The 23,752-nt window shown below is 66.1% G+C and carries 19 protein-coding genes and 3 pseudogenes; 11 read left to right on the top strand and 11 right to left on the bottom strand.

What is annotated here, in order from left to right:
* Positions 1 to 15 precede the first annotated feature (15 nt).
* The gene (locus tag NOF53_RS22255; RefSeq protein WP_255972797.1) at positions 16 to 252 is read right to left on the bottom strand and encodes a sigma factor-like helix-turn-helix DNA-binding protein; all 237 of its coding nucleotides are present in this window, start codon (positions 250 to 252) and stop codon (positions 16 to 18) included.
* A gap of 165 nt (positions 253 to 417) precedes the next feature.
* Positions 418 to 2,787 carry an FdhF/YdeP family oxidoreductase gene (locus tag NOF53_RS22250; protein ID WP_255972794.1) on the bottom strand — a complete coding sequence of 790 codons (2,370 nt, stop codon included), beginning with the start codon at positions 2,785 to 2,787 and terminating at the stop codon, positions 418 to 420.
* Between the two features lie 127 nt (positions 2,788 to 2,914).
* Here NOF53_RS22250 and NOF53_RS22245 point away from each other — a divergent pair, with 127 nt between their 5' ends.
* Positions 2,915 to 3,613, top strand: a complete 699-nt coding sequence (locus NOF53_RS22245) for a Clp protease N-terminal domain-containing protein (protein ID WP_255972791.1) — start codon at positions 2,915 to 2,917, stop codon at positions 3,611 to 3,613.
* 86 nt (positions 3,614 to 3,699) lie between these two features.
* On the opposite strand, the gene NOF53_RS22240 is transcribed toward NOF53_RS22245, so the two are convergent.
* The 3 genes from NOF53_RS22240 to hppD all read right to left on the bottom strand — a co-directional run bounded on the left by NOF53_RS22240 (position 3,700) and on the right by hppD (position 6,222).
* On the bottom strand, positions 3,700 to 3,912 hold the full coding sequence (locus NOF53_RS22240; protein ID WP_255972789.1) for a helix-hairpin-helix domain-containing protein: 213 nt from the start codon (positions 3,910 to 3,912) through the stop codon (positions 3,700 to 3,702).
* Between the two features lie 70 nt (positions 3,913 to 3,982).
* Entirely contained in the window at positions 3,983 to 4,804 is an 822-nt protein-coding gene (locus NOF53_RS22235; protein ID WP_255972787.1) for an alpha/beta fold hydrolase, read from the bottom strand.
* 212 nt (positions 4,805 to 5,016) lie between these two features.
* Complete coding sequence (gene hppD, locus NOF53_RS22230) at positions 5,017 to 6,222, bottom strand: 4-hydroxyphenylpyruvate dioxygenase (RefSeq protein ID WP_255972785.1); 1,206 nt, start codon at positions 6,220 to 6,222, stop codon at positions 5,017 to 5,019.
* 183 nt (positions 6,223 to 6,405) lie between these two features.
* On the opposite strand from hppD, the gene NOF53_RS22225 reads away from it, so the two are divergent.
* From NOF53_RS22225 to NOF53_RS22215, 3 genes are all read left to right on the top strand, one after another.
* Complete coding sequence (locus NOF53_RS22225) at positions 6,406 to 6,936, top strand: Lrp/AsnC family transcriptional regulator (RefSeq protein ID WP_255972782.1); 531 nt, start codon at positions 6,406 to 6,408, stop codon at positions 6,934 to 6,936.
* Positions 6,937 to 7,127: 191 nt separating this feature from the next.
* The gene (locus tag NOF53_RS22220) at positions 7,128 to 8,354 is read left to right on the top strand and encodes a Glu/Leu/Phe/Val dehydrogenase dimerization domain-containing protein (RefSeq protein ID WP_255972780.1); all 1,227 of its coding nucleotides are present in this window, start codon (positions 7,128 to 7,130) and stop codon (positions 8,352 to 8,354) included.
* 16 nt (positions 8,355 to 8,370) lie between these two features.
* Positions 8,371 to 9,789, top strand: a complete 1,419-nt coding sequence (locus tag NOF53_RS22215; protein WP_374212652.1) for an amino acid permease — start codon at positions 8,371 to 8,373, stop codon at positions 9,787 to 9,789.
* Positions 9,790 to 9,806: 17 nt separating this feature from the next.
* Here the strand turns inward: NOF53_RS22215 and NOF53_RS22210 are convergent.
* Together NOF53_RS22210 and NOF53_RS22205 are read right to left on the bottom strand one after the other, a co-directional pair.
* A pseudogene (locus NOF53_RS22210) lies at positions 9,807 to 10,123 on the bottom strand (SRPBCC domain-containing protein).
* Positions 10,120 to 10,452, bottom strand: coding sequence for an ArsR/SmtB family transcription factor (locus NOF53_RS22205; RefSeq protein ID WP_255972778.1), 333 nt, complete (start codon positions 10,450 to 10,452; stop codon positions 10,120 to 10,122). Before NOF53_RS22205 ends, NOF53_RS22210 begins: the two are co-directional and overlap by 4 nt.
* A gap of 168 nt (positions 10,453 to 10,620) precedes the next feature.
* Between NOF53_RS22205 and NOF53_RS22200 the strand changes: the two genes are divergently transcribed.
* Positions 10,621 to 11,916 (top strand): glycosyltransferase 87 family protein, encoded by a 1,296-nt coding sequence (locus NOF53_RS22200; RefSeq protein ID WP_255972775.1) that lies wholly within the window; start codon positions 10,621 to 10,623, stop codon positions 11,914 to 11,916.
* 95 nt (positions 11,917 to 12,011) lie between these two features.
* Positions 12,012 to 14,354, top strand: a complete 2,343-nt coding sequence (locus NOF53_RS22195; protein ID WP_255972772.1) for a serine/threonine-protein kinase — start codon at positions 12,012 to 12,014, stop codon at positions 14,352 to 14,354.
* A gap of 67 nt (positions 14,355 to 14,421) precedes the next feature.
* On the opposite strand, the gene NOF53_RS22190 is transcribed toward NOF53_RS22195, so the two are convergent.
* A complete protein-coding gene (locus tag NOF53_RS22190) occupies positions 14,422 to 15,045 on the bottom strand; it encodes a TetR/AcrR family transcriptional regulator (RefSeq protein ID WP_255972769.1) in 624 nt (207 codons plus the stop codon).
* 128 nt (positions 15,046 to 15,173) lie between these two features.
* Here NOF53_RS22190 and NOF53_RS22185 point away from each other — a divergent pair, with 128 nt between their 5' ends.
* Positions 15,174 to 16,385 (top strand): oxygenase MpaB family protein, encoded by a 1,212-nt coding sequence (locus tag NOF53_RS22185; protein WP_255972767.1) that lies wholly within the window; start codon positions 15,174 to 15,176, stop codon positions 16,383 to 16,385.
* On the opposite strand, the gene NOF53_RS22180 is transcribed toward NOF53_RS22185, so the two are convergent.
* From NOF53_RS22180 to NOF53_RS22165, 3 genes and pseudogenes are all read right to left on the bottom strand, one after another.
* Positions 16,370 to 16,876: a mycothiol transferase gene (locus tag NOF53_RS22180; protein ID WP_255972765.1), complete on the bottom strand. Its 507-nt coding sequence runs from the start codon at positions 16,874 to 16,876 to the stop codon at positions 16,370 to 16,372. The genes NOF53_RS22185 and NOF53_RS22180 overlap by 16 nt on opposite strands.
* A 101-nt stretch (positions 16,877 to 16,977) precedes the next feature.
* A pseudogene (locus NOF53_RS27780) lies at positions 16,978 to 17,780 on the bottom strand (hypothetical protein).
* A 115-nt stretch (positions 17,781 to 17,895) separates the two neighbouring features.
* On the bottom strand, positions 17,896 to 18,450 hold the full coding sequence (locus tag NOF53_RS22165) for a lipoprotein LpqH (RefSeq protein WP_255972760.1): 555 nt from the start codon (positions 18,448 to 18,450) through the stop codon (positions 17,896 to 17,898).
* Positions 18,451 to 18,658: 208 nt separating this feature from the next.
* On the opposite strand from NOF53_RS22165, the pseudogene NOF53_RS22160 reads away from it, so the two are divergent.
* From NOF53_RS22160 to NOF53_RS22145, 4 genes and pseudogenes are all read left to right on the top strand, one after another.
* Positions 18,659 to 19,990: pseudogene (locus NOF53_RS22160) on the top strand (hypothetical protein).
* 11 nt (positions 19,991 to 20,001) lie between these two features.
* Entirely contained in the window at positions 20,002 to 21,024 is a 1,023-nt protein-coding gene (locus tag NOF53_RS22155; protein ID WP_255972758.1) for a hypothetical protein, read from the top strand.
* Between the two features lies 1 nt (position 21,025).
* Positions 21,026 to 22,489, top strand: a complete 1,464-nt coding sequence (locus NOF53_RS22150; protein WP_255972756.1) for a tetratricopeptide repeat protein — start codon at positions 21,026 to 21,028, stop codon at positions 22,487 to 22,489.
* A complete protein-coding gene (locus tag NOF53_RS22145) occupies positions 22,483 to 23,751 on the top strand; it encodes a CHAT domain-containing protein (protein WP_255972754.1) in 1,269 nt (422 codons plus the stop codon). Before NOF53_RS22150 ends, NOF53_RS22145 begins: the two co-directional genes overlap by 7 nt.
* The last annotated feature ends 1 nt before the right edge of the window (position 23,752 follow it).

Genomic DNA, 23,752 nt, shown 5'->3' with positions numbered 1-23,752 from the left:
GTAGACCACCCGACTTCACCACATCCGGCGCTCGCTCCTGCTGTGGCGTTCGTCAGCGAGTTCTCGCCGGAGGAGGTTCATCGCGGCGTGCTGAGTCAGCAGAACCGCCTCTGTCGAGGTGCCGAGCATCCGGGCCACTTGCTCTACCGACAACTGATGAGCGAGCCGCAGACGCAGCACCGTCCGGTACCGCCCGGGGAGTGCGTCCACGAGCGGCGACGGGCGCGTTGCGCTCTTGTCGTCGATGGTCACCAAGGCTCGCCTTTCGCTCTCGAAGTCGCTCCACTGTGCCGGGCTCGATGTCCCGCGGGGAAGGGACTGGCGTCCCGACCAGCCGGGATGTTTGCGCAAGCCGCTGCTACCTGGGCGCCTTACGAGAGGGCGTGAACGCTTGCCACCTTTTTCGCGCGGCCGGACTCAGGACAGGTGGTGAGGCTCCGGATCGGTCTTGTGCGTCCAGTCGGCACCCACTTCGTCTTGGTCGCCGGCTTGATCGGGGTCCTTCCCCTTCGCCCGGGCGAGCGAGATGACCACGGACTTCGAGGTCGGACAATTGCTGCCCAACGCCGTCGAGTCCAGTGGCACGAGTGGATTGGTCTCCGGATAGTAGGCGGCAGCGGAACCGCGCGGGGTGTCGTACTCGACGATGCGGAAGTTCCGCGCGCACCGGACCCGCTCGTCACCGTCCCAGCGCGTGAAGAGATCGACCATGTCGCCGTTGTCGAATCCGAGCGACGCGATGTCGTCGCGGTGCAGGAAGATCACGCGACGGCCACCCTCGATGCCCCGGTAGCGGTCGCTGTACCCATAGATGGTGGTGTTGAACTGGTCGTGACTACGCAGCGTCTGCAAGATCACGTGTCCCGGCGGCACCTGCACCACCTCGATCGGGGACACCGCGAACTCTGCTCGACCCGAGCGAGTTTCGAATGTCCGCGAATCACGCGGCGGATTCGGAAGGATGAAGCCGCCCGGCCGCCGGACGTTCACCTCGTACCCCTCGCACCCGGGCACGACGCGGGAGATGTGCATGCGGATGTTCGCGTAGTCGTCTCGCATCCCCTTCCAGTCGAGCCCGTAACGGTCACCGATGGTGGCCTCGGCGATGCGCGTCACAATGCCCACCTCCGACTCCAGGTGTGGACTGGCTGGATCCAACGGGCCCCGCGACGCGTGCACCGAGCATGTGGAATCCTCGACCGAAACGAACTGCGGCCCCGACGCTTGGACGTCCTTCTCGGTGCGCCCCTTCGTCGGCAGAATGAGCGCCGTCTCTCCGCACACCAGGTGGGAACGATTGATCTTGGTGGAGATGTGGACGGTCATGCGCGTCTTGCGGAGCGCGGCAGCGGTCACCTCGGTGTCCGGGGCGGCCTGGACGAAGTTGCCGCCCAATCCGAGGAAGAAGTGCGCCTTCCCGTCGCGCATAGCGCGGATCGAGTCGACGGTGTCGTACCCGTTCTCGCGCGGTGGATCGAAATGAAACTCCTTCTCGAGGGCATCGAGGAAATGTCCGGGCGGCCGCTCCCAGATACCCATCGTGCGGTCACCCTGCACGTTGGAGTGCCCCCGAACCGGAAACAAACCTGCACCGCGCTTCCCGATATTACCCTGCGCCAGTGCAAGATTGGTGATTTCTTTGATAATCGCCACTGAGTTGCGGTGCTGGGTGAGTCCCATCGCCCAGCAGAACACGGTGGCGTCGGAGTCCCGGAGCAACGTGGCGGCGTCGGTGATCTGCTCCCGGGACAGCCCCGTCGACTCGGTGACGACGTCCCAGTCGATCGCGGCGACATGCTGTTTCCACAGCTCGACGCCGATCGTGTGCTGGTCGATGAAGGCGTGATCCAGCGCGTCCCATTCGACGAGTAGGGAGCCGAAGGCCTGGAGAAGGGCGAGATCACCATTCAGCGCGATCGGGAGGTGCATGTCGGACAGGTCGGTGCCCGATCCCACCATGCCGCGTGGCGTCTGCGGGTTCTTGAAGTTGACGAGGCCGGCCTCGCGGAGCGGATTGATCGACAGGATCTTCGCGCCGTTCTGCTTGGCTTTCTCGAGCGCCGACAGCATGCGCGGATGATTGGTGCCCGGATTCTGCCCCTGCAACACAATCAATTTCGCGTTGTAGACGTCCTCCATCACGACACTCGCCTTGCCGATGCCGATAGATTCCTGGAGGGCGATGCTGGTGGATTCGTGGCACATGTTGGAACAGTCGGGCAGATTATTGGTGCCGAATGCGCGGACGAAGAGTTGGTACGCGAACGCCGCCTCGTTGGACGCCCGGCCGGACGTATAGAAAATGGCCTCGTCGGGGCTGCCCAGCGCATTCAACTGGTCGCCGATCAGCCCGAAGGCCTCGTCCCAGTCGACCGGTTCGTAATGCGTCGCCCCGGGCCGCTTCACCATGGGATGGGTGATCCGCCCCTGCTGCCCGAGCCAGTGTTCGCTGTGACTGTCGAGGTCGGCGATACTGTGCCGGGCGAAGAACTCCGGAGTGGCGCGGGACCGGGTCGCTTCCTCCGCGACTGCCTTCGCACCGTTCTCGCAGAATTCCGCTTTGTGCCGATGGCCCGGGTCGGGGTCCGGCCAGGCGCAGCTCATGCAGTCGAATCCCTCGGCCTGATTCAGGCGCAGCAGAGTCTCGGCTGTCCGCCTCACACCCATGTGTTCGAGGGAGCGTTTCATCGACACTGCGACGGCAGTGGGGCCGGCGGCATGATCTTCTTGCGGTCGAATCTCGAGGTCAGCCTCGTCGTGGTCGCGGCCCTCATCGTGGTGACGCATGGTCAGGCTCCCGTCAAACAGCTCATCCCTCCCCCCGACATCGTATTCGCGCTGCACGCCATCGGTGGGAAAAGCTCATCGTCAACGAAGCCTTGACGATTCTGATGCGTCAATCTAGCGTTGACGCATGGAAAAACTTCGGCTCGATGACCTCATCGACGGCATCCGCTCCGGATACCCCGATCAACCCCTCGAACAGTTGACGGCTGCGGTCTTGACCGCCGAGCACGTCAACGAAATCTCCGACCACCTGATCGGACACTTCGTCGATCAAGCGCGGCGTAGCGGTGCCTCGTGGACCGAGATCGGCGGCTGCATCGGTGTCACGAAGCAGGCCGCTCAGCAACGCTTTACACCCAAAGGCAGTGCCAACATGTTCGCGCGCTTTACCGAAAAAGCCCGGCACGCGGTGGTCCAATCGCAGGAAGAAGCACGGGCGCAGCGACTGTCCGAGATTCAGTCCGCGCATCTCCTACTCGGCATGCTCTGCGCGCCCGACAGCCTCGCGATGCGGGCGCTCACCGACCAGGGCTTCACACCGCATGCAATCCGGGAAGCGACGGAGGCCGAACTACCGGCAGGGCCGGCCGACGCCGAGTCCCCCAGCCTGATCCCCTACGCGGCGGGCGCGAAGAAGGTGCTCGAACTGACCACCCGTGAGGCGTTACGACTGGGGCACAACTACATCGGTACCGAGCACATGCTGCTTGCGTTGATGGCCGACGAATCCGACAATCCCGGTCCACTCCACCGCCTCGGTGCCGACACCGATGCCGCCGAGAGGTTCTTGTTGACGGCGCTCGGCACGGCGGAAGCGAAGGAGTGAATCCGATTCCAGCCAGGAGTTGCTTCGACGGCCGCGGATTCAACGGTTTCCGCCGGCGAGCGAAGCGGCGCACTACCGTCACACGCTCACTCGACGAAGGCGAGCCCTTGTTCCGCGAGGGCGACTTCCAGGATGCGGACGGCCTTCGGGCCCACGCCGTGCATGGCAAGTAGTTCGCGGCGACTGCGGGTGGCCACCTGGGCCAGGGAGGTAATGCCCGCCACGATCAGGGCACTGTTGGCCGGACGCCCGATCGGGGGGAGATCCCCGATCTGCGCAGGAACATCGCGGGTACTCATCCTGACACGGTATCGAAGCGATGGTCCCGCGCTGATGCTGAGGTCGCGGGACCACGCGCTGCTGCGAGGTCTACTCCTTGATGAACGCGAGAATGTCTCGGTCGAGGGCCTCCTGGTAGGAGCCGTAAATGCCGTGGGGAGCCCCTGGGTACACCTTGAGGGTGCCGTTCTCGACCAGCTTGATGGACTTCTCTGCTGCTGCGGCGATCGGGACTATCTGGTCGTCGTCGCCGTGCGCAATGAGGATCGGGACATCGATCGCCTCGAGGTCCTCGGTCTGGTCCGTTTCCGAGAATGCCTTGACGCAGTCGTACGCTGCCGCGAGATTGACGAGCATTCCCTGCCGCCAGAAGTCGTCCTTCGCGCCCTGCGAGACATCGGAGCCTTCGCGGTTTGCGCCGAAGAAGGTCTCGCTGAGGTCCTTGTAGAACTGCGACCGGTCCTTCAGGACGCCATTGCGGATTCCGTCGAACACCTCGATAGGCGTGCCTTCGGGATTGGTGTCGGATCGGACCATGATCGGGGGAACAGCACCGGCGGTGACAATTTTGGCGACGCGCCCTTTGCCGTACTGCGCTGCGTAGCGGACGACCTCGCCGCCCCCGGTGGAATGTCCGACCAGGATGACGCTGTTCAGGTCGAGCGTCTCGATGAGTTCGGCGAGATCCTTTGCGTAGGTGTCCATGTCATTGCCGGTGTAGGTCTTCGACGAACGGCCGTGGCCGCGGCGATCGTGCGCGATCGTGCGGTAGCCGGCGTCAGCGAACACCTTCAGTTCGACCTGCCACGCGTCGGAACTCAGTGGCCACCCATGGCTCAGCACGATCGGTTGGCCGGTGCCCTGCTCGGTGTAGTAGATCTCGGTTCCGTCGGAGGTGGTGATGTACGGCATCGCGCTGCTCTCTTCCTGTGTCGTTCACGGAATGTCCGGAAAGCCCTCACTGTGCTGCGACTCCCCGGCTTTCCCGACGCTACGGGTGGCCGCCCCACATTGACAGATTTTCGTGGATTCTCGTCCCCGGCAACAACTCGAACCGGCCAGGACGGGACGAAGCGCTAGTGCGCTCCCCCCCGCCTTCGCCCTCGGCGGGGCGGCCCAGCGCGTCAGAAGTTGCCGCGTGCGGCTTGTTCTCGTTCGATGGCCTCGAAGAGGGCTTTGAAGTTGCCGATGCCGAAGCCGAGGGAGCCGTGGCGTTCGATGAGTTCGAAGAACACGGTGGGACGGTCGACGAGCGGTTTGGTGAAGATTTGCAGCAGGTAGCCGTCTTCGTCACGGTCGACGAGGATGCCCCGTTTCTGCAACTCCTCGATCGGGGCGCGGACGTTGCCGATCCGGGCGCGCAGTTCGGGATCCTCGTAGTAGGAGTCGGGGGTGGCCAGGAACTCGACACCCTCGGCAGTGAGCTGGTCGACAGCGGTGAGAATGTCATTGGTAGCCAACGCCAGATGCTGCGCGCCGGGGCCTCGGTAGAAGTCGAGGTATTCGTCGATCTGGGAGCGTTTCTTCGCAATCGCCGGCTCGTTGAGGGGGAACTTGACCCGGTGGTTGCCGTTGGAGACGACCTTGGACATCAGGGCGGAGTAGTCGGTGGCGATGTCTTCGCCGACGAATTCGGCCATGTTGGTGAAGCCCATGACCCGGTTGTAGAAGCCGACCCATTCGTCCATCTTGCCGAGTTCGACGTTGCCGACGACGTGGTCGAGGGCCTGGAACAGCCGTTTCGGGGCGCCGTCGCGTCTGCGATGGGTGGAGGTGCGTTCGACGTAACCGGGCAGATAGGGCCCGGAATAGCCGGAGCGGTCGATCAGGGTGTGGCGGGTGTCGCCGTAGGTGGCGATCGCGGCGAGGCGGACGGTGCCGTGCTCATCGGTCACGTCGTGCGGCTCGTCCAGTACGGTCGCACCCTGCGCCCGGGCATGCGCGATGCACTTGTCGACATCGGGCACCGCCAGCGCGATGTCGACGACACCGTCGCCGTGGATGCGGTGATGCTCGATCAGGGGGCTGTCCGGGTCGACGGCGCCCTTGATGACGAAGCGCACGGCCCCGGATTCGAGGACGAAGCTGTGGTGGTCGCGGTTGCCGGTGGTGGGCCCGGAGTAGGCGACGAGGGTCATCCCGAACGCGGACTGGAAGTAGTGCGCGGTCTGGGTGGCATTGCCGACGATCCAGACGACGGCATCCCAACCGCTGACCGGGAACGGGTCGGCGGCCGAGTCGTATTCCACGAGACCGACGAGCTGCTTCAGCTGATCGAGATCGAGATCCGCCAAACGTTCCTTGTCGGTGAGAGTCTGTTCGATCGTCATCGGAGTCTTCCTGTTTCGTGGGCCGGTGGGCCCGGACTGTTGCCTGGGTCACTACGAAAACCCACTTCGCTCTCGTAGGCAACCGAGCCAGGAGTTCCTAGCCCCACTGCCACTTTCGAGGGGCTGATTGCCCGATTTGTTATACAGTCGGCCTAGTTGACTGGCCTCGGAGGAGGTGTTCGCATGAAGGATGCCGTGCAACTGGACGAGCTCGATTTCGCGCTGCTCGACGCTATGCACAGCGACCCGAAGGCGGGAGTGCTGGAGCTCTCGCGCCGGATCAAGGTGGCAAGAGCCACCGTCCAGGCCCGGGTACGCAAGCTCGAGGAGTCGGGCATCGTCGCCGGCTACGAGCCGCATCTCGACATCGGGGCCGCCGGTTTCGACGTGCAGGCATTCGTCACCCTGGAGACGGCGCAGGGCGCACTCGACTCGGTGACGTCGGAACTGGAGTCGATTCCCGGCGTGCTCGAGGCCTTTGCAACCACCGGTTCGGGCGACATCTTGTGCCGGGTCGCGGCCCAATCACACCTCGGTCTGCAGCAGACCTTGATCGATCTGAACAAGTCGAGCGTTGTCGCGCGATCGACGAGCGTCATGGTGCTGTCCGTGCTCGTTCCGTACCGATCGATGCCGCTTTTGCGCACCCTCGACCGTCGCGGTTCGGCGAAGGCTCCCGCGTACCGGGCCACCGATCAGCACGTCGATCGCTGAGTTTGCTGGGCACGTTGCCTAGAAAAATGTCGAACACCTGTCGTGGTGATGTTCATGTTGGCTACGTGCTGCCGCACTGCTTGCGGCACGGGAGTGGCGCCCGCCACAGTGATCGCCGTAACAGCGGGCGCTGACCGACGAACCGGCTCGATCGCCCCGCAGCCCGGCCGCCCCGACACCCGAAAGAAGCCATGAAGAACCTGCTCACCCGATTCGAAGAAAAGGCCCCCGAGATCGTCTTCGAGTGGCACGACACCGAGACGTCCGCGCGGGGATGGACAGTGATCAACTCGCTGCGTGGTGGCGCCGCCGGCGGGGGAACGAGGATGCGGCGCGGGCTGGACCGCCGGGAAGTGGAGTCGCTTGCCAAGACCATGGAAGTGAAGTTCACCGTCTCGGGGCCGGCCATCGGCGGTGCAAAGTCGGGCATCGATTTCGATCCGACGGACCCCCGCAAGGACGAGGTGTTGCGACGCTGGTTCAAGGCCGTGACCCCGCTGCTGAAGGCGTATTACGGCACCGGCGGAGACCTGAACGTCGACGAGATGGCCGAGGTCGTCCCGATTACCGAGAGCTACGGCTTGTGGCACCCGCAGGAAGGCGTCGTCAACGGACATTTCGCGGCCACCGACCGTGAACGGGTGCAGCGGGTCGGTCAACTCCGGCTCGGTGTCGCGAAGGTGGTCGAGGATCCGCGCTTCACCCCCGACCCGCAGGCCAAGTACACGGTTTCCGACCTGATCACCGGCTGGGGTGTCGCGGAATCGGTGCGCCACTACCACCGCGTCTACGGCGGTGAACTCACCGGCAAGCGGGTTATCATGCAGGGCTGGGGCAATGTCGGTGCCACCGCCGCCTACTACCTCGCCCAGTCCGGCGCCCGGATCGTCGGAATCATCGACCGCAACGGCGGGGTGTCGAACACCGATGGCTACGATTTCGAGCAGATCCGCGACCTCTTCCTGACCAGGTCGGGCAACGAGCTGAATGCCACTGGCGCGGTGCCGTTCACGGAGATCAACGAGACGATCTGGAGTGTCGGCGCGGAGGTGTTCCTGCCCTGCGCGGCGTCCCGTCTGGTCACTCGCGACCAGGTGGACCGGTTGATCGACGGCGGCCTCGAAGTGGTGGCGAGCGGCGCCAACGTGCCCTTCGCCGACGACGAGATCTTCTACGGCCCCACCTACGAATACGCCGACAAGAGTGTGGCGGTGTTGCCCGATTTCATCGCCAACTGCGGCATGGCCCGGGCTTTCGCATTGTTGATGGAGGGTGATATCGAGGTGTCCGACGACGCCATCTTCGGCGATGTGTCGACCACGGTGGCGACGGCGCTCGAGCGGTGCCACGCGCGATCACAGCAGCCGACCGGGATTGCCGGTACCGCCTTCGAGATCGCTCTCGATCAGCTCGTCTGACGTCCCGGGAGACCCCATGAACACAGTTCACGACACAGCGGTGCAGACACCGCCTGTTCCGACGAAAGATATTGCCACCCGGGGACTTCAGCAGGCGATGAAGCCGCGACAGCTCGTGATGATGAGCCTGGGGGGTGCGATCGGGGCCGGGTTGTTCGTCGGTTCCGGCGCCGGCATCGCTGTCGCGGGTCCGGCGGTGCTCGTGTCGTTCCTGATCGCCGGCTTCCTCGTCGTCCTCGTCATGCGCATGATGGGCGAAATGGTGGCCGCCGATCCCGACAGCGGCGCCTTTTCGGTCCACGCCGAGAACGCGATGGGCCCGGTCGCGGGACGCACCATCGGATGGCTCTACTGGGTGCAGGTGGTCATCGTGGTGGCGGCCGAGGCGACCGCTGCAGCAGCCATCACCGCGTCGTCGATACCGACGGTGCCGCAGTGGGCGGCGGCGCTCGTCTATATGAGTGTGCTGACCGCTGTGAACCTGACGGGTGTCTCCCGGTTCGGTGAGTTCGAATTCTGGTTCGCTGCACTGAAGATCGCGGCGATCGTCGCCTTCCTGGGTATCGGTTCCGCGATGATCTTCGGTTGGATCCCGAGCTTCGACGCTCCCGCGCTGGCGAACCTCACGGGCCACGGCGGATTCGCCCCGAACGGGATCACCGGCATTGCGGCCGGACTGCTCATCGTGGTGTTCGCGTTCGGCGGCACCGAGGTGATGGCCATTGCCGCCGCGGAGACGTCCGAGCCGCGCCGCAACGTGAGCCGGGCGGTGCGCTCAATCGTGTGGCGAATCCTGGTGTTCTACATCGGTTCCGTTCTGATCATGGTGACGGTGTTGCCGTGGACTGCCGACGAACTCGCCACCGGCCCCTTCGTGGCGGTGCTGAACGCCGCACACGTACCCGGGGCCGCCGCGGTGATGACCGTCGTCGTGGTGATCGCCCTGCTGTCTTCGCTCAACGCCATGCTGTTCAGTGGTTCTCGGATGATCTACTCGCTGTCCGAGCGCGGCGCCGCGGCCAAGATCTTCGGGCGGGTGTCTCGCAACGGCGTACCCCGCCTCGCGGTGCTCGCGTCGGTGACCTTCGGCTTCCTGACGGTGATTCTCAACTACCTTGCGCCCGACCGGGTACTTCCCCTGCTGCTCAACGCCGTCGGGTCGACGATCCTCGTGTTGTGGACGTTCGTCACGGTGTCGCAGATCGTGCTACGCCGCCGCGCCGAAAAGGAGGGCCTCAGCGACCTGCCGTTGAAGATGTGGGGCTTCCCGTATCTGTCCTACGTCGCTCTCGCCCTGCTCGCCGCGGTGGCGGTGCTGGCTCTGTTCGACGACGCAGCGCGGAACCAGCTCATCGCGACACTCACCTTCACGTGCGCGATCACCGTGGCGTGCTGGTTGGTGGGACGTAGGCACAGCGTGTCGGTTATCGGCTGAACCCGGCACCGTACCGCTCACCAATTCGTCTGCGCCAGGACCGCATCGAGGGCCACGTAGCTTTCGTTCATGCCACCTTCCATGCCGGATTGCAGCATGCCGTCGCGCTCTTCAGGCGCGTGGAACTGGCTGACGACGGTTAGTCTGGTGCGACCGTCACCCAGCGCTCCACGTCGAGCCGATTGCCGCGGCCCCACCACTGTGCCAGCAGTTCGGGTGTGGTGAAGGCTGCCCACACACGCTCGCGCGGGGCATTGAAGATGCGCTCGACGTGGATTTCGCGGTCCGCCGGGGTGGTGAGTGTTGCAGCCGTGGGGGGAGTTGATGTGCTCATGAGGTGCCTTCCGTTCGTGAGAGGAATTCGTCCAGACGGTCCAGTCGGCTTTCGAGCGACGATTGGTAGCCCCGTATCCAGGCCACCTCGCGCTCGAGGGGATTCGGGCCGAGCGTGCAGTACCGCACCCGCCCGCGCTTTTCCGTCACGACCATGCCTGCAACCTCGAGCAGGTGCACGTGCTTCTTGATGCCGGTGAGGGTCATCTCGAAGTGCTCCGCCAGATCGCTGATCGTGCTGGCGCCTTGGCCGAGCCGTTGGAGGATCCCACGTCGCGTGGGGTCGGCCAGTGCGGCGAACGAAGTATCGAGATCTGAATGCTGAACCATCTAGTTCAGTGTTGCACCCGCTGTGTGTGCGGTCAACCCCTCGGCGCGCGCACGCGTCTCGGCGCCGGTACGGATCGATAACGAATCCGCTGACCGGCCTGCGATACCAAAGCCGGTGCCTCCCGCCGGTTAGCGTGTACTCGGGAGGGGAGAAGAAAGGGGGACGGCATGGCCGGATCGGAGGCAGGTGGCGGCGTTCTGTTTCCGCGCAGCCTGACACTCGTGATCGGGTTGGTGGTGAGCGCGACGGTTGCGGCAGCCTTGGTTCTCGGCCCTGTCGATCCGTGGACCCCGGACATCGGGTTGTTCGCCGGCGGCGCCGACCTCCACGTGTACCGGGACGGCGGGTGGCGGGTGCAGCACGACCTGCCGCTCTACGGCGGGCCTGTCGTACTCGGATTGCACTACACCTACACCCCGTTCTCGGCGCTGGTGTTCATCCCCGTCGAACGAATCCCCGGCGCCTATGTCGACAACCTGTGGATGGCACTGAATCTGTGCGTGCTGGCGGCGTGCATCCTGCTGTGCTGGCGCGTGCTCGGATACCGGATCACGCCCTACCTGCTGCTCGTCACAGCCCTGGCGACAATTAACTGCACTCTCGTCGAACCGGTACGAACCACCCTGTTCTACGGCCAGATCAATCTGGTGCTGATGCTGCTGGTGCTGTGGGATTTCTCCCGGCCGAATCGCAGCCTCCTGCGAGGAGTGGGCACGGGCATCGGCGCTGGGATCAAACTGACTCCCGCCTACTTCGTGGTGGTGTTCCTGGCGTTGCGCCAGTGGCGCGCCGCTGCCGTCGCCACGGCGGCCTTTCTCGCGACGGTGGGCGTGGCCTGGGTGGTGATCCCCGGAGATTCACGGCAGTACTGGACCAGCACGTTCTTCGACTCGACGCGGATAGCCGACAACAGACATCCGTCGAACCAGTCGTTGCGTGGAACCCTGGCCCGGCTGACCGACGGAACCGCGCCGCTGTGGTTGTGGTTCGTCGTGGCGGGCACCGTGGCCGCGATCAGCCTCGTGGTGTCGGTGCGGCTGTACCAGCGCGGCGAGCACCTCCTCGCAGTCGCCCTCAGCGGACTCACCATGGCCGTGGTGTCGCCGTATTCGTGGAGTCATCACTGGGTGTGGCTGATTCCCCTGCTCGTCGATGTGGTGCACCGTGCGCTGACCGTGCGCCGGCCTTGGTGGTGGGCCGCGGCAGCATTGTTCGCCGCGACCGCGGCGTGGCCGTACTGGTGGAGCCCCGACTTCATCGTGATCGGGTTGTTCCTGTACCCGCCCTCCTGGCCGGTCGCCCCGATACTGCAGAACATCTACCTCGTCGTCTACGTCCCCGTCCTTGTCGCATCGGCCGTTTTCGCGCGCAGAACTCGGTCCCCGGCCCTGGTCGCGGCGCCGCCTGAGGCCGTAGATCCCATGCGCCGGGATCCGCCTCACATGCCGTTGCGCAGCGCCTGACGGACTTTCGCCCCGATCGGACTCGACCCGGAATATCCTGGCAGTAGCCACGTCGCACGCGGCTCCCCGCCACCGTTGTCCTGAATCGAACCGCCATGAACGATCGCCCGCAGAGTGACGTGACGGTCGCGACCGGTCCACCCACCGAACTGGGGCCGGACACAGCCGTCGCGTCGTCTCCCGTCACCTCGTCGGACAACGGATTCGTCGTGGAGAGCGGCGTCGAACAACTGGTCGCCGACTGGGAGTCGTCCGGCTCTCCGGCCGCGCTCACCGAGTATCTCCCCGATACGGCAGCCATTCGACGGGCAGCACTATCCGAACTGATCAAGGTGGATCTCGAATACCGATGGCTGCGTGCGGGGCAGCCGAAACGGCTTGCCGACTACTGCCTCGAATTCCCGGAACTCCTGGCCGAACCACTGCCGGCCGATCTCGTCTACGAGGAATACCGCGTCAGACGCGACAGCGGAGAGAAGGTGGCGGCCGACGAGTATGTGAAGGCATATCCCGCTCAGGCGAACCGCTTCGAAAGCCTGCTCACCCTCGATCGGCATCGGCGCACGCTCACTCCGAAGTCGACGGCGGGCGACGCATTCGACGTCGGAGCTCGCCTCGACGATTTCGAACTCGTACGGGAATTGGGCCGGGGAGCGTTCGCGCGGGTGTTCCTCGCCCGGCAGCACTCGATGCAACGCTGGGTGGCACTCAAGATTTCGCGCAACGTCGGCACCGAGCCGCAGACGATGGCCCAGCTCGACCATCCGTACATCGTGCGTGTCTTCGATCAGCGGCTGTTGGAAGAGCGTCAACTCCGGTTGCTCTTCATGGAGTACGTGCCAGGCGGCACCTTGCTGGACGTGGTCCGGCTCGTGCGCACCACACCGCCCGACAAGCGCTCAGGACAACTTCTTCTCGCTTCGATCGACCTCGTTCTGGACGAGAAGGGCGAGATGCGGCCCGAGGATTCCAGTGTGCGCAGCGAGATCGCGGCCTTGTCCTGGCCGGAGACTGTCGCCTGGATCGGCTTGCGTCTGGCCGACGCCCTCGAATACGCGCGTAAGCACGGAGTACTGCACCGCGACATCAAACCGGCGAACGTACTGCTGGGCGTGGAGGGCGTGCCCAAGCTGGCCGATTTCAACGTGAGCTCCAGCGACTGTGTGGCAACGCCGGGCTCTGCGGGGTTCATCGGCGGCTCGGTGGCTTACATGTCGCCCGAACAGCTCGAGGCCTGCGACCCGGTTGCCGCGCGGACCGCCGGTGACCTCGACACCCGGAGCGACATCTACGCTCTCGGCGTCCTGTTGTGGGAACTGCTGACCGGGAGCCGACCGTTCCCCGACGGCGAAGCAGGAGAGGCGCCCCCGTCGCCGCACGTGCTCCTCGAATCCCGGCGCGGGGGCGTCGACCTCGAGCGCAACCCGTTGCCCGACGGTTGTCCCGCGGCGCTGCGGCGCATCCTCGTGAAGTCGCTAGCACCCGACCGGGACGACCGGTGGTCGAGCGGCCGCAAGCTCGCCCGCCAGTTCGCGCTGTGTCTCGACCCGCACGCACGCGACCTCGTCGACCCGACGCCGGGTAGTTTGCGTGCCACGATGTGGCGGTGGGCCCCGGCCATCCTGCTCGCTGCGATCGGTATCCCCAACGTGCTGGCGGCCGGATACAACTATTACTACAACAAGGTTCTGATCATTTCCGCGCTCCCTGCGGAAGCACAGCAGAATCTCGAGCGGGTCCACCTGATCATCGGCGGTGTCGCCTTTCCGCTCGGCGCGGTTCTCATCCTCTACTGGTGTCGACTGTCGATGACGGTGCCGCGTGGTCTCAGCCAGGGCCGCACCTACAGTTCCGGCCTTCTCGGCAAAGCCCGCGTCGCCACGCTGACCCTCGGCCATCGCGGCGTCGTCGTGAGTTTCGCGTTGTGGGTTGTGGCCGGCGTCGCCTATCCGATAGCCCTGCAGATCACCGCCGGTGGGATTCCGCTCCACGCATTCACCCAAGTCCTCGCCTCACTCGCGGTGTGCGGAGCGGTGGCGGTGGCGTACCCCTTCTTCATCCTCACGTTCTACGGCGTCCGATGCTTGTCGCCGATCCTGCTCTCCCACGGCGAGTTGCGGAGCAATGACGGCCGCAGCATCCGGAGCCTCGGCCGCAGCATGCCGCGTTACCTCGCGGTCGCGGCGTCGGTGCCGTTGATCGGCGTCGCCGGACTCAGTTTCGTCGGCGGCGACCCGAGCGACGCCGTCAACGCGACCGTTCGAGGACTGTGCCTGGGCGGCATCTTCGCGTTCATCGGCGTGTACCAGCTGTTCCGGCGGATCGAGAGCGACTTGCGGGCGCTGGAGCGAGTCGTGCGGATAGAGGTGCCCGGCGCACCTGCCGGGCGACGTCGGCAGCCGTTCGCCGTGCGGCTCCGGCAAGGAGAAAGCCCCTGACGCTGCCGGGTCGGGGTCCGACAGCGCCACGGGCTCAACTGGTATTTCTCCGGAGGGCCCGTTTGTGTTACAGGCCGGCGAGATTTCCGCCTGCCAGGCCGCCCATCGTCATGTCGTACAACACCGCCGCCAGCTCGTTCCGGCGCTCCCGGAGGTCTCGGCGCAGGTACTCGAGGCTGAGCGCGCGGTAGCTGACCGTGAGGACCAGCAGCAGCGATTCGAGATCCACGCCGGGAGCGATCGCCGACGGATTGAGCGTGACGTACGTGCGCAGCAGGTCCCGGCAGCGCTCCTCGAGGCGGGCCGAGCGGTGCGTCAGTCCGAGGTGCGGCGCGTCGTTGAGCAAAGGCGCGAGTATCCCTCGATAACTGTCCAGCACGGCCAGGAGTTGCCCTTGGAGGGCGGGGTCTCGCAGAAAGGCCCCCTGCCCGAGCGACCGCTCGAGGTGCTCTCCGAAGGTGCGCGTCGTCTCGTCGACGATGCCGTCGAGGAGAACCTCGATGATCTCGTCCTTGTTGGCGAAGTACTGATACACCGAGCCCTTCGAGATACCGGCCGCCTCCGCGATGGCGCCAGTGCTGCACCCGGCGTAACCCTTGGCTTCCAAAACCTGACCAGTGGCCGACAAGATGCGTGCCACCGTCGCCTGCGATCGCTGCTGAGACGGGCCTTTCCGCTGGCCAGTGCCCATTGCGTAGACCGGTCCCTTCTGTGCCTCAATGCGACTTGTACCCGTCCGATTCGGTGGTGTGCACTGTAACTCAGGCAGCCGCGAAAGCTGGTCGGAAGTACCTACGCGCCCGAATCGAGTTCATCCACATGACTGAAGTACAGACCGAGTTCATCCCTCCGCGCCGATTCGCCCGCGACCTCGAGTGGGGGCGCCGGTCGATGCGGGCGCTGTCGCTGCTCACCCGCGGAGATACGCGGCCGACTCCCGCCGAGGAGGACCGTCACGCCCGGGCGGTGATGAGTCAGGACGAGCTCGGTGCTGCGCTTGCGCACGCCATCCTCGTCGACAAAACGGTGACGATGACGCAGTTCGACACCGCGCTTTCCCGCGGGATCGCCGGCGTGGACGAGCCCCCGGCGCCACTCGCTGCATTCTTCGACTCGGTGGGTCACCGGCCCTCCTGGGTGGACGATGCACGACTCGCGCGAGGAGCGGCGGTCTGCCTGCGCAGCGGCATGACGGGACTCGACCTGCTCGCAACTGGCTCGTTGATGAATGGGTACCGGAGCTCGGCGACCACCCGGCAGCTCGTGTCCACGGGCCGGCTCGTCGGCGCTGGAGCGGGTGGGCGCGTCGCAGAGACGGTCCGGTGGTGGTACGAGTGCGTCCTGCCCGGCGGGATGGACCGCGATCGCCAGGGCTGGCAGCTGTCGGTGCACGTCCGGTTGATGCATGCGTTCGTCAACCACTCGTTGCTGCGGGACGAGGACTGGGATGTCGCCGAGTGGGGAATGCCGATCAATCAGTCGGATCAGGCCGGCACGCTTGGGCTCTTTTCGACGACCTTCCTCGTCGGCCTGAGGTCGCTGGGTGTGTGGGTCTCCGCCGACGAGGGCCGCGACGTCATGCACCTGTGGCGGTACATCGGGTGGCTGATGGGCATCGACGACCATTGGCTGGTCGACGACGAGAACACCGGGCGACGGAACCTGTGCCAGATCGGAATGTTCGCCCCCGGCCCGGATGAGAACTCGAGAGTTCTGGCAGACGCCTTGCAGAAATCCTGGGGCAACTTCTCCTACGCCCGCGCGCAATCGTTGCGACGCAGAATAAACCAGCAGCGCCTCCTCAGCATCCAGCGGCTGTTCTCCGGCAAGACCGGGATGCAGGAACTGGGACTGCCGTCCGCACTTCCCTGGTACGTGCCGTTGGCGCTCGCCGGGAACGGTGTGCTGCACGGTGCGGCGAGACTGAGCCCGGCGGTCCGGGAGGGGGTGAGCCGGCGCTCACGGCTGCGAGTGGAATCTTGGCTCGCCGACAACGAACCGAAGCGCGGGCCGCGTCAGCGCCGTTCGTAGATTCCGCGGATGTACGCCGCCTGCCCGGCGTGCTGCAGATCGTCGGAGATCACGCTGATCAGCCGCACACCGAGGGTGACCGGTGGATCCCAGTTCTCGTCGACGATGCGATCGAGGTCGTCCGGACCGATCGATTGGACGTAGTCGACGGTTCGGTCGTGGACCGCGTCGTGATACCCGAGCAGGAGCCCGGCTGCGGTCGTCACCCTCGCCACCTCGGCGGAAGACTGCCCGTACCCGATCGCGGCCACCGGGAAGGGCAGGTCGAAACGTTCACACCACCCGCCCGACGTCCACACCTGCTCGGTTCCCGCCACCCCGGCAACATGGTCGTCCTGCACACGGGTGAGATGCCAGACGAGCCAGGCGATGGTGTTCGCGTCCTCGTCCACCCGATAGGTGAGAGCGCCCGACGGCAGCTCTGACAGCGCCTCGTGCACGGTCTCCTGAATGCGATCGAAAGCGTCGGTCAACAACGCACTGTGATCCACAATGCTCCCCTCGTCGCGTGTACCTTTCCCTGTCCACTATGACCGTTCGGGTACCCGGGCGGGCGGAGACGCCCGGACGACGTCCACGGTGGCCCGTCCGGTCACACATTCACCGGCAGCGCGAGCACGACCTCGCGCTCGTTCGTGGGAAGGTAGCGGACGTCGAGTACTCGTCCCACCTGCACGTGCGCGACGCTGCGTGACGGCAGGAACTTCTCGACGGGGGTGGTGAACGTCGATCCGTCGGGCCGATTGACCACCAGGCCGAGGTGCACCTTGGGATGTCCGTTGCGGATCTCCCCCGGAACGCTCAGCGACTGCACCACCGCCCGGGCCGCGACTCCCCGCGCGGCAACGTCGAGCTTGTCCGCAGAGGTGATGCCCTGCCGGATCATGGTGTGATTCCACGCTACGGTGACCGCCTCGGTGTCGCCGGAGCGATCGATCTCCACCTTGTCCGTGCGCCCCGGTACGTACCGCACGGGTAGCACGACACCGGGCTGAATCAGCGCCAGTTCGGTGAACGGCACAATCATTTTCGCGTGCGATTCGAATGTTTTCCGTCGGCGTCCTCGACACCGAGATCGATTCGGACCTCCGGCTGATCGTTGAGGGTCATTCCGGTCTGGCGGACCGCGCGAACGGTACCGATCCCGACAGACCCGTTGCGGAACGCTGCGCTGTTCGTGCCGGTCAGTGCCGCCATCACGCTGTCGCCGGTGAAGGCGAAGACCATGATGACGAGGGTCGTGGCGAGGATCGGCCAGATCATCTGTGGACCGACCCAGGCGAGACCTTCGATCCCGTAGTCCGTTGCCCCCTGGTTACCGAGGCCGTACCAGAGGTAGTAGCCGACGGACCCGACGAAGAACGTGAGCGCTGTGACGCGCAGGATCTTGCTCATGATGTTCCCTTTCGATACGTGTGGGCGGTGAGGGCAGTGCCCTGGTGCGCGCGAATCCCGTTGTCGCAGCATCTGTCCGAGACTCGCGCGCGCCGTGGTGCTAGTGGTGTGGGGCTCAGCCGTCGACGATGGTGGAGCACGCGAAGGTGATGTCGAACTTCGCCGTGGTCGGCGCGGTCGGATTGCTCATGTCGGGAGCGCCGACGCCTTCCCCCGTCACCTTGTACACGTCACCGTCCTTCACGACCGTCGCGGTGCCACCGGGCATTCCCTGGCCGAACCCGAGGGCGTAGGGCAATCCGTTGGATCCGCCCTTGCTGCCGGCGATCCCGACGGCCTGGACGGTGTCCGCGCCGGTGATGGTCGCGCTCACGGCCAGGTCCCCGTACGTGGCATTGCCGGTGTCGGCGAGAGCCAGCGCCAAGGTGTCACCCCGCTTGGCGCATGTGGCGTCGAACGTGGCGTCCAACGCCTTCCCGTCGATGACGGCCGCGGACGCACCGGCCGGGCTCGGGGCGTTCGACGTCTCCGAGGCGGCCGTGGAGGCGTCGGAGCTGCCATTGGACCCCTTGCTGTCACTGCAACCCGAGAGCAGCAGGGCTGCAGCCGCAACCGCGACGATGCCTGCGGTGTATGCGCGCTTCGGCTGAGTCCGAATGATCTTGTTCATGATCCGTCCTTCGCATGTGGTGAGGGGCGCTCGGCGCCCGTCTCCGATCTCTTCGTCCCGCGGTGTGGGGCCGATGGCTGAAAGGTATGGACGGCCCGCGCCCTACCGATCCCAGATTTCTGCCGACCTCTACCGGGCATACCTGCGGTAGCCTGCACGAATGCGGACGGGAGCGATGGGGGCGACGGCTACTCGACGACCCCGCGCCATGGTCGTGGACGAGGTGTGGCGGGAACTGCACGGCGTCGAACCGCTGAGCGGCCCGGACGGCGGGCCGCTCAGCCGCACAGTCAAACTGATTCTCGATCCGCTGGTGATTCGCCCGGTGCAGAACCCGGCGTGTGCCGGTCCGGTCATCTCCTCTGACGGCGCGGAGCTTCTGGCGACACGCCTGCACGCCTCCGCTGATCTGCTGCGTGCCACGGCAGCATGGTTCACGCTGCTCAAGCGGGTCCGCCGTGCACTACGGATCACCGAGGGCAATCCGCAGGACCTGTACTTTCAGCGCTGTTTCGAGCTGGCCGCCACGGCCGGCCCACCGGACTCTGACCGCGGCGAGTCGATCGCGGCAAACACCCTGCGCGACGTGCACGAATACTAGGCCGGACGCACCACTCAGGCTTTGAAAGCCCATATCACCGACCCATCGCAGGCCCGGCAACTCACGGCACTCATCGATCTCGCCTGGGGCCGGCGACCGCTCTCGCGCGTCGCCCTCGCGGACGACACCTCGGAGATCGAGGCACTTCTCGACGCCTGCCCCGGCGCACGGCTCGACGAGTCGGACGACTCCGGCCAGTGCGTGTTCGACGGGTTGGTCTCCGGTTCCGCCGGAACCCACTTCGGAATTGCGCTGTGGACACCCCCCCCTGCGTACACGGCTCACGAGCTGGGATTGACCACGCATCCGGTGCCTGTGGCGCCCGTCCTGGGAATGTCTGCATCCACCACGGCACTGGGACTTCCCTTCGACCGCACCGTCCACGAACGTGCCTTCACCGTGCTGCGCGCTTCGAGTGAGCGCGCCGAACTTCCGCCCCTAGCCGAGTTGGTGACGACGGAGATTGCGCGGAGTTGCTCGCCGTGGGCCCTGCTCGACGAGTCGTTGAGGGTGGTTGCGACGGCGGGCGCCACGCTGGCCGTCGACTTACGGCCGATCGGGGCCGGCGGTCGCGATCCTGTCGCGGACACGGCGGCGGGTCGAGCGATCAACGGCCGCTGGCAACGCGAAGCGTATGTGCTGCAGGCTCGCCGGCTCGCGCTGAGCACCGAAGATCGGTCGTTACCCGAAACGAATCCGCTTGCCGCCATCGCCGCCGAACTGCAGAAGCCGTGGCGGCCGTACCTGCGGCGTCTCTGGGTGCGCTTGCACGGCCGCGATGCCCGGGAGTCCTCGGTGCACGAACTCGACGAGGTGTGGAATCTACTCGACGGTGTCGCCCGATCGGTCATCCTCGACCACCGGATGCGGGTCAAGCAGGCACTCAGCGTGGTGCCGCTCGCCGACTCCACGGATTCATCTCGATCGCGGGCAAGCTGATGCCGGACTCGGTGACCGTGAGGGCAGTAGCCGCAGGCCTCTGCGCGATCACGCCCGGGGCCGCGCCCAGCGTTCTGGACGACAATCCGGGTATCGACGTCGCCGTCCTGGAGGTCGCCGGCGGACACCTCAGCTGGAGTGTGCTCACCGAATCCGCCCCACCCACCGCAGTGATCGACAACGTGACCTCCGCGCAGAACTGGGTGTGGGCGCTGTACGGAGAGCCGGTGGCTTTGGCGCTGGCCGAGCCCGGTGTGTCTGTGGACGAGGTCGAATACGCACCGGCACGCCCGGACCTCGCCGCGAAGGTGCGGCGACTCGCCTTCGCGCTCTGGGCCGCACGATGGTGGCCGGCCTCGACGATCGATGACATCCCGACCCTCGACGACGCCCTGCTGGACCGCGACATCACCGGACTCGTCGACGACTGCGAGTCCGTGGTCGCCGGCGCTGACGCGCTCTTCGTCGCCGTTTCACCGCCACCGGCGGGAGACTCGGCGCGCGCAGAGGATTACGCTCTCGCAGCCGGCACGGCGGCGGTCAGGCCCGGCACCCTCGTCCTCGCCCGCGGCATCAGCGGAACCGACTGGCGCCGTTACCCTCCCGGCATCGTCGACGCGTCCGAGCGGGCAGTGTCCTGGGAAGTGACACACGTTGCCGGCAACACCGCCGTGCGCGTGGCTGTGGTGGCCTCACCGCACCTCGTCGGAGCCGTACCCGCACACCTGCGCCCGCGTGCCACAGTGGCCGGCGCCGATCCGTCACGCGCCGTCGATGTCGCACTGCACCTGACCGGCGACACCTGGGTCGGCGCCACCCACGCCCCACCGGGATCTGAAGGGGGGGTCACCGTGGAGGTCTACCTCCCCGGGTTCGGCGGAAACCTCCACCCCGAACTCGGCGGGCGCGAGGTCCGCGATCGAATCCGGGACCTCGTGCGGCAACGGCTGCAGCGAGCCGCCACACCTGACGACGACGGCGACACCCCCCTGCTCGCCGAGATCGGCGCCGCTGCCTCGGAATCGGACTTCTGACATGACGGATCACCCACTGTCGCCGGACGAGGCCCGTGACCTGCTCGCCGCAGGCGGCGCCGCGTACGCCCGCGGTGACCTCACCGCAGCGCGGGACACCTTCGAGCAGGTTGCGCGCACCGCCTCCGACGATCTACGGATCAGCGCAATGATCAACGCCGCCAGTATGTCCGACGAGTTGGGTGACCACGTCACGGCCGTCGACCGCTACCGCGAGGCCCTCGCCGCCATGTCGGCGGACGCTCGCAGGATTCGTCCCGTCGCGTTGATCAATCTGTCACAGACCCTCCAGCACGTGGGGGACCTCGACGGTGCGCAGACCGCACTCGAGCAGGCGCGCTCCCTGCTGACCGGTCACGACGACCTCGAGGACCTCCGCATCCCTTGCCTGTTGTCGTTGACAGCCGTCGCCATCCACCGGCAGCAATGGGCGTACGCGGCCGACCTGGCCCACGAGTCACTTGGGGCCGCAGTACATTCCGCGCCACACCTTGCCGGCCACCCATTGATGAATCTGGCGGCGGTCCATTTCGAGACCGGCCGCTTCGACCTCGCTGACGATTTCGCCGGCCAAGCTCTCGCCGCCTTCGCCGAGGCCGGTGACAACAACGCCGTCGCCGAAACACAGCAGAATTTGGGCATCCAGACACACTTCGAGCAGGCCGGGGTCGGCCATCGGGTGGGGATCGGACTGAAGGTCCTGGCATTTGTGGCGGAAAGACGCGACCAGACCGAGCGCGCGAGCGCGCTCTACCGGCGCAGCGCCCAGCACTTCGCGGATTCCGGGGCGTTACTCGATGTCGCGGACGTCAACACTCGCCTCGCCACGCTGGCTTTCGGCGCCGGACGCCGGGACGAGGGTGAGGCTCTCCTCGCTTCCGCTGTCGAGACGTACGCCGAGCTGGGCCTGGGATTGCACTGCGCACAGGTCGACGTCTGGCACGCGACACTGTTGGAAGCGATGCTGAACGACCACCCCGACCCGGCGCTGCGAAAGCGAGCCGTCGACCTCGCAGTGCCCGCGGCACTCACCGTCAACGCCGTGCGCTACACCCTCCCGAACGGTTTTCAGCGCGAGCAATGGAACCGGCACATCGCGGACCCGGCTATGGCGTTGGCATTCCGCCTTTCCTACGGCTGCGGTGATGCCCTTCTCGTCAGTGATCTCATCGAGGCGCAGTGCGCGGGCACCACATTGGATCTCGACCGCTCCACCGGCAGCCCGGCGGCGACGTTACCGCTCGTGATGCCTGCCCTTCCGGACCACACTCTCGACGTGTCGACCGCATTCCAGCTCGGAACCGCCCTGGCCGGGGTTGCCGCGGGCGTCGGCCTGCCCGTTTGTCTGCCACCGCAGCTCACAGTGTCTCACGGTGGCCGCGTCGCGCTCGAGCCGCACATCGCGATGGCCGAGAAGCGTTACGGCCACCCGGTCCGCGACGGCCGATCGGTCCCGGCATGGTGATGTCGACGGAGCGTCCCACCGTCTTCGTGCGGATGGCCGATGCGGGAGACCTGTATACGTCGTGGCGGTGGTCGGGCGACACCTATTCGGGCGGAGTCTCGGTCGTGACGGCGGCACAACTGGACGAGGCACTCGCCGCGCTGACACCTGCTGTGCCGAACGCCGCCGTACCGGAAAATCTCGAATATGTTCTGACGGTCGCCGACTTTGCCACGTACGACGCAGAGCACGCACTGGCACAGCAGCTTTCGCGAACGTTCCTCCCGTTCGGTCTCGCCGCGCAACTGCACGAGTTGTATACCCGCGGGGTCCGGCCACACATCCGGATCCAGCCGTCACCCCGCGTCGCGCAGGTTCCATGGGAACTGATCGCCCCGGACGCCCACATGCGCCTGATCGATATTGCGGACATCAGCCTGCTCGCACCACTGAGTATCGTCCACGCCCCCGGGCGCTCTCCGCGCTCGTGGCGCCACACGCGAGAGCTGCCCGTCGTCGCCGTCCTCGATCCACGAGTACCGGGATATCGAGCGGATTCCGTACTCGGCTCGGTGCTGGGCCGGATGTCGGGGGAGGCGCCCCTGTCCCGACACATCGCCGAGTATGCCGAGCAGAACCGGCTCGAGCCAAGGGTCACCGACCCCACCGGTATGTTCCGTCGGGAGGACGTGGACCGGGAGTGGCTGGGCGAAGCGCTGCGGGGCGGCGCCAGCAGACTGATCTATGTCGGCCATGTGACCGCAGCGGTGCCCGAGTCCGGCCAGAGCGAGCACGCAGAGCTGCATCTGGCGTGCCGGGCGGAGACGATCGGGTTCGCGGAGGCGACGCGGGCACACCGACCGCTGTCGGCGAAGGACCTGCTCTTGGGCACCCACGCCCTCACCGACGACCCCGTTGCCGGACCCGACTTGTGGCCCATCCCTAGCAGGGTTGCCCTCATCGCTTGTGAGAGCGGCGGCGACCTCCGCTTCGGTGAGGCGCTGGGCCTGGTCTCGGCGATGATCAGCGGCGGCGCCGAACTGGTCACGGCCAGTCGGTGGACTCTGCCCACCGACCTCGCCTTCGAGCGCCTGGCGGGGGCACGTCCCGGGGAACGTCCCTTGCAGTCGGCAATCTGTTCCGTGGACTCCGCACACGAGAGCCCGGATGCGGTCAACGCGCTCTGCGACTGGCAGCGAGAGCGATCGTCGGCGTGGCGAGAGGAGCGGACCATCGCCCACTCGCCGGTGCTGTGGGGAGCGTTCGCGACGGTGTCCACTTAGA

It is taken from the genome of Rhodococcus tibetensis, from assembly GCF_024438035.1.
Lineage (GTDB): Bacteria > Actinomycetota > Actinomycetes > Mycobacteriales > Mycobacteriaceae > Rhodococcus_F > Rhodococcus_F tibetensis.
Note: the sequence above shows the minus strand (reverse complement) of the source record. Positions and strands in the feature narration are given on the sequence as shown.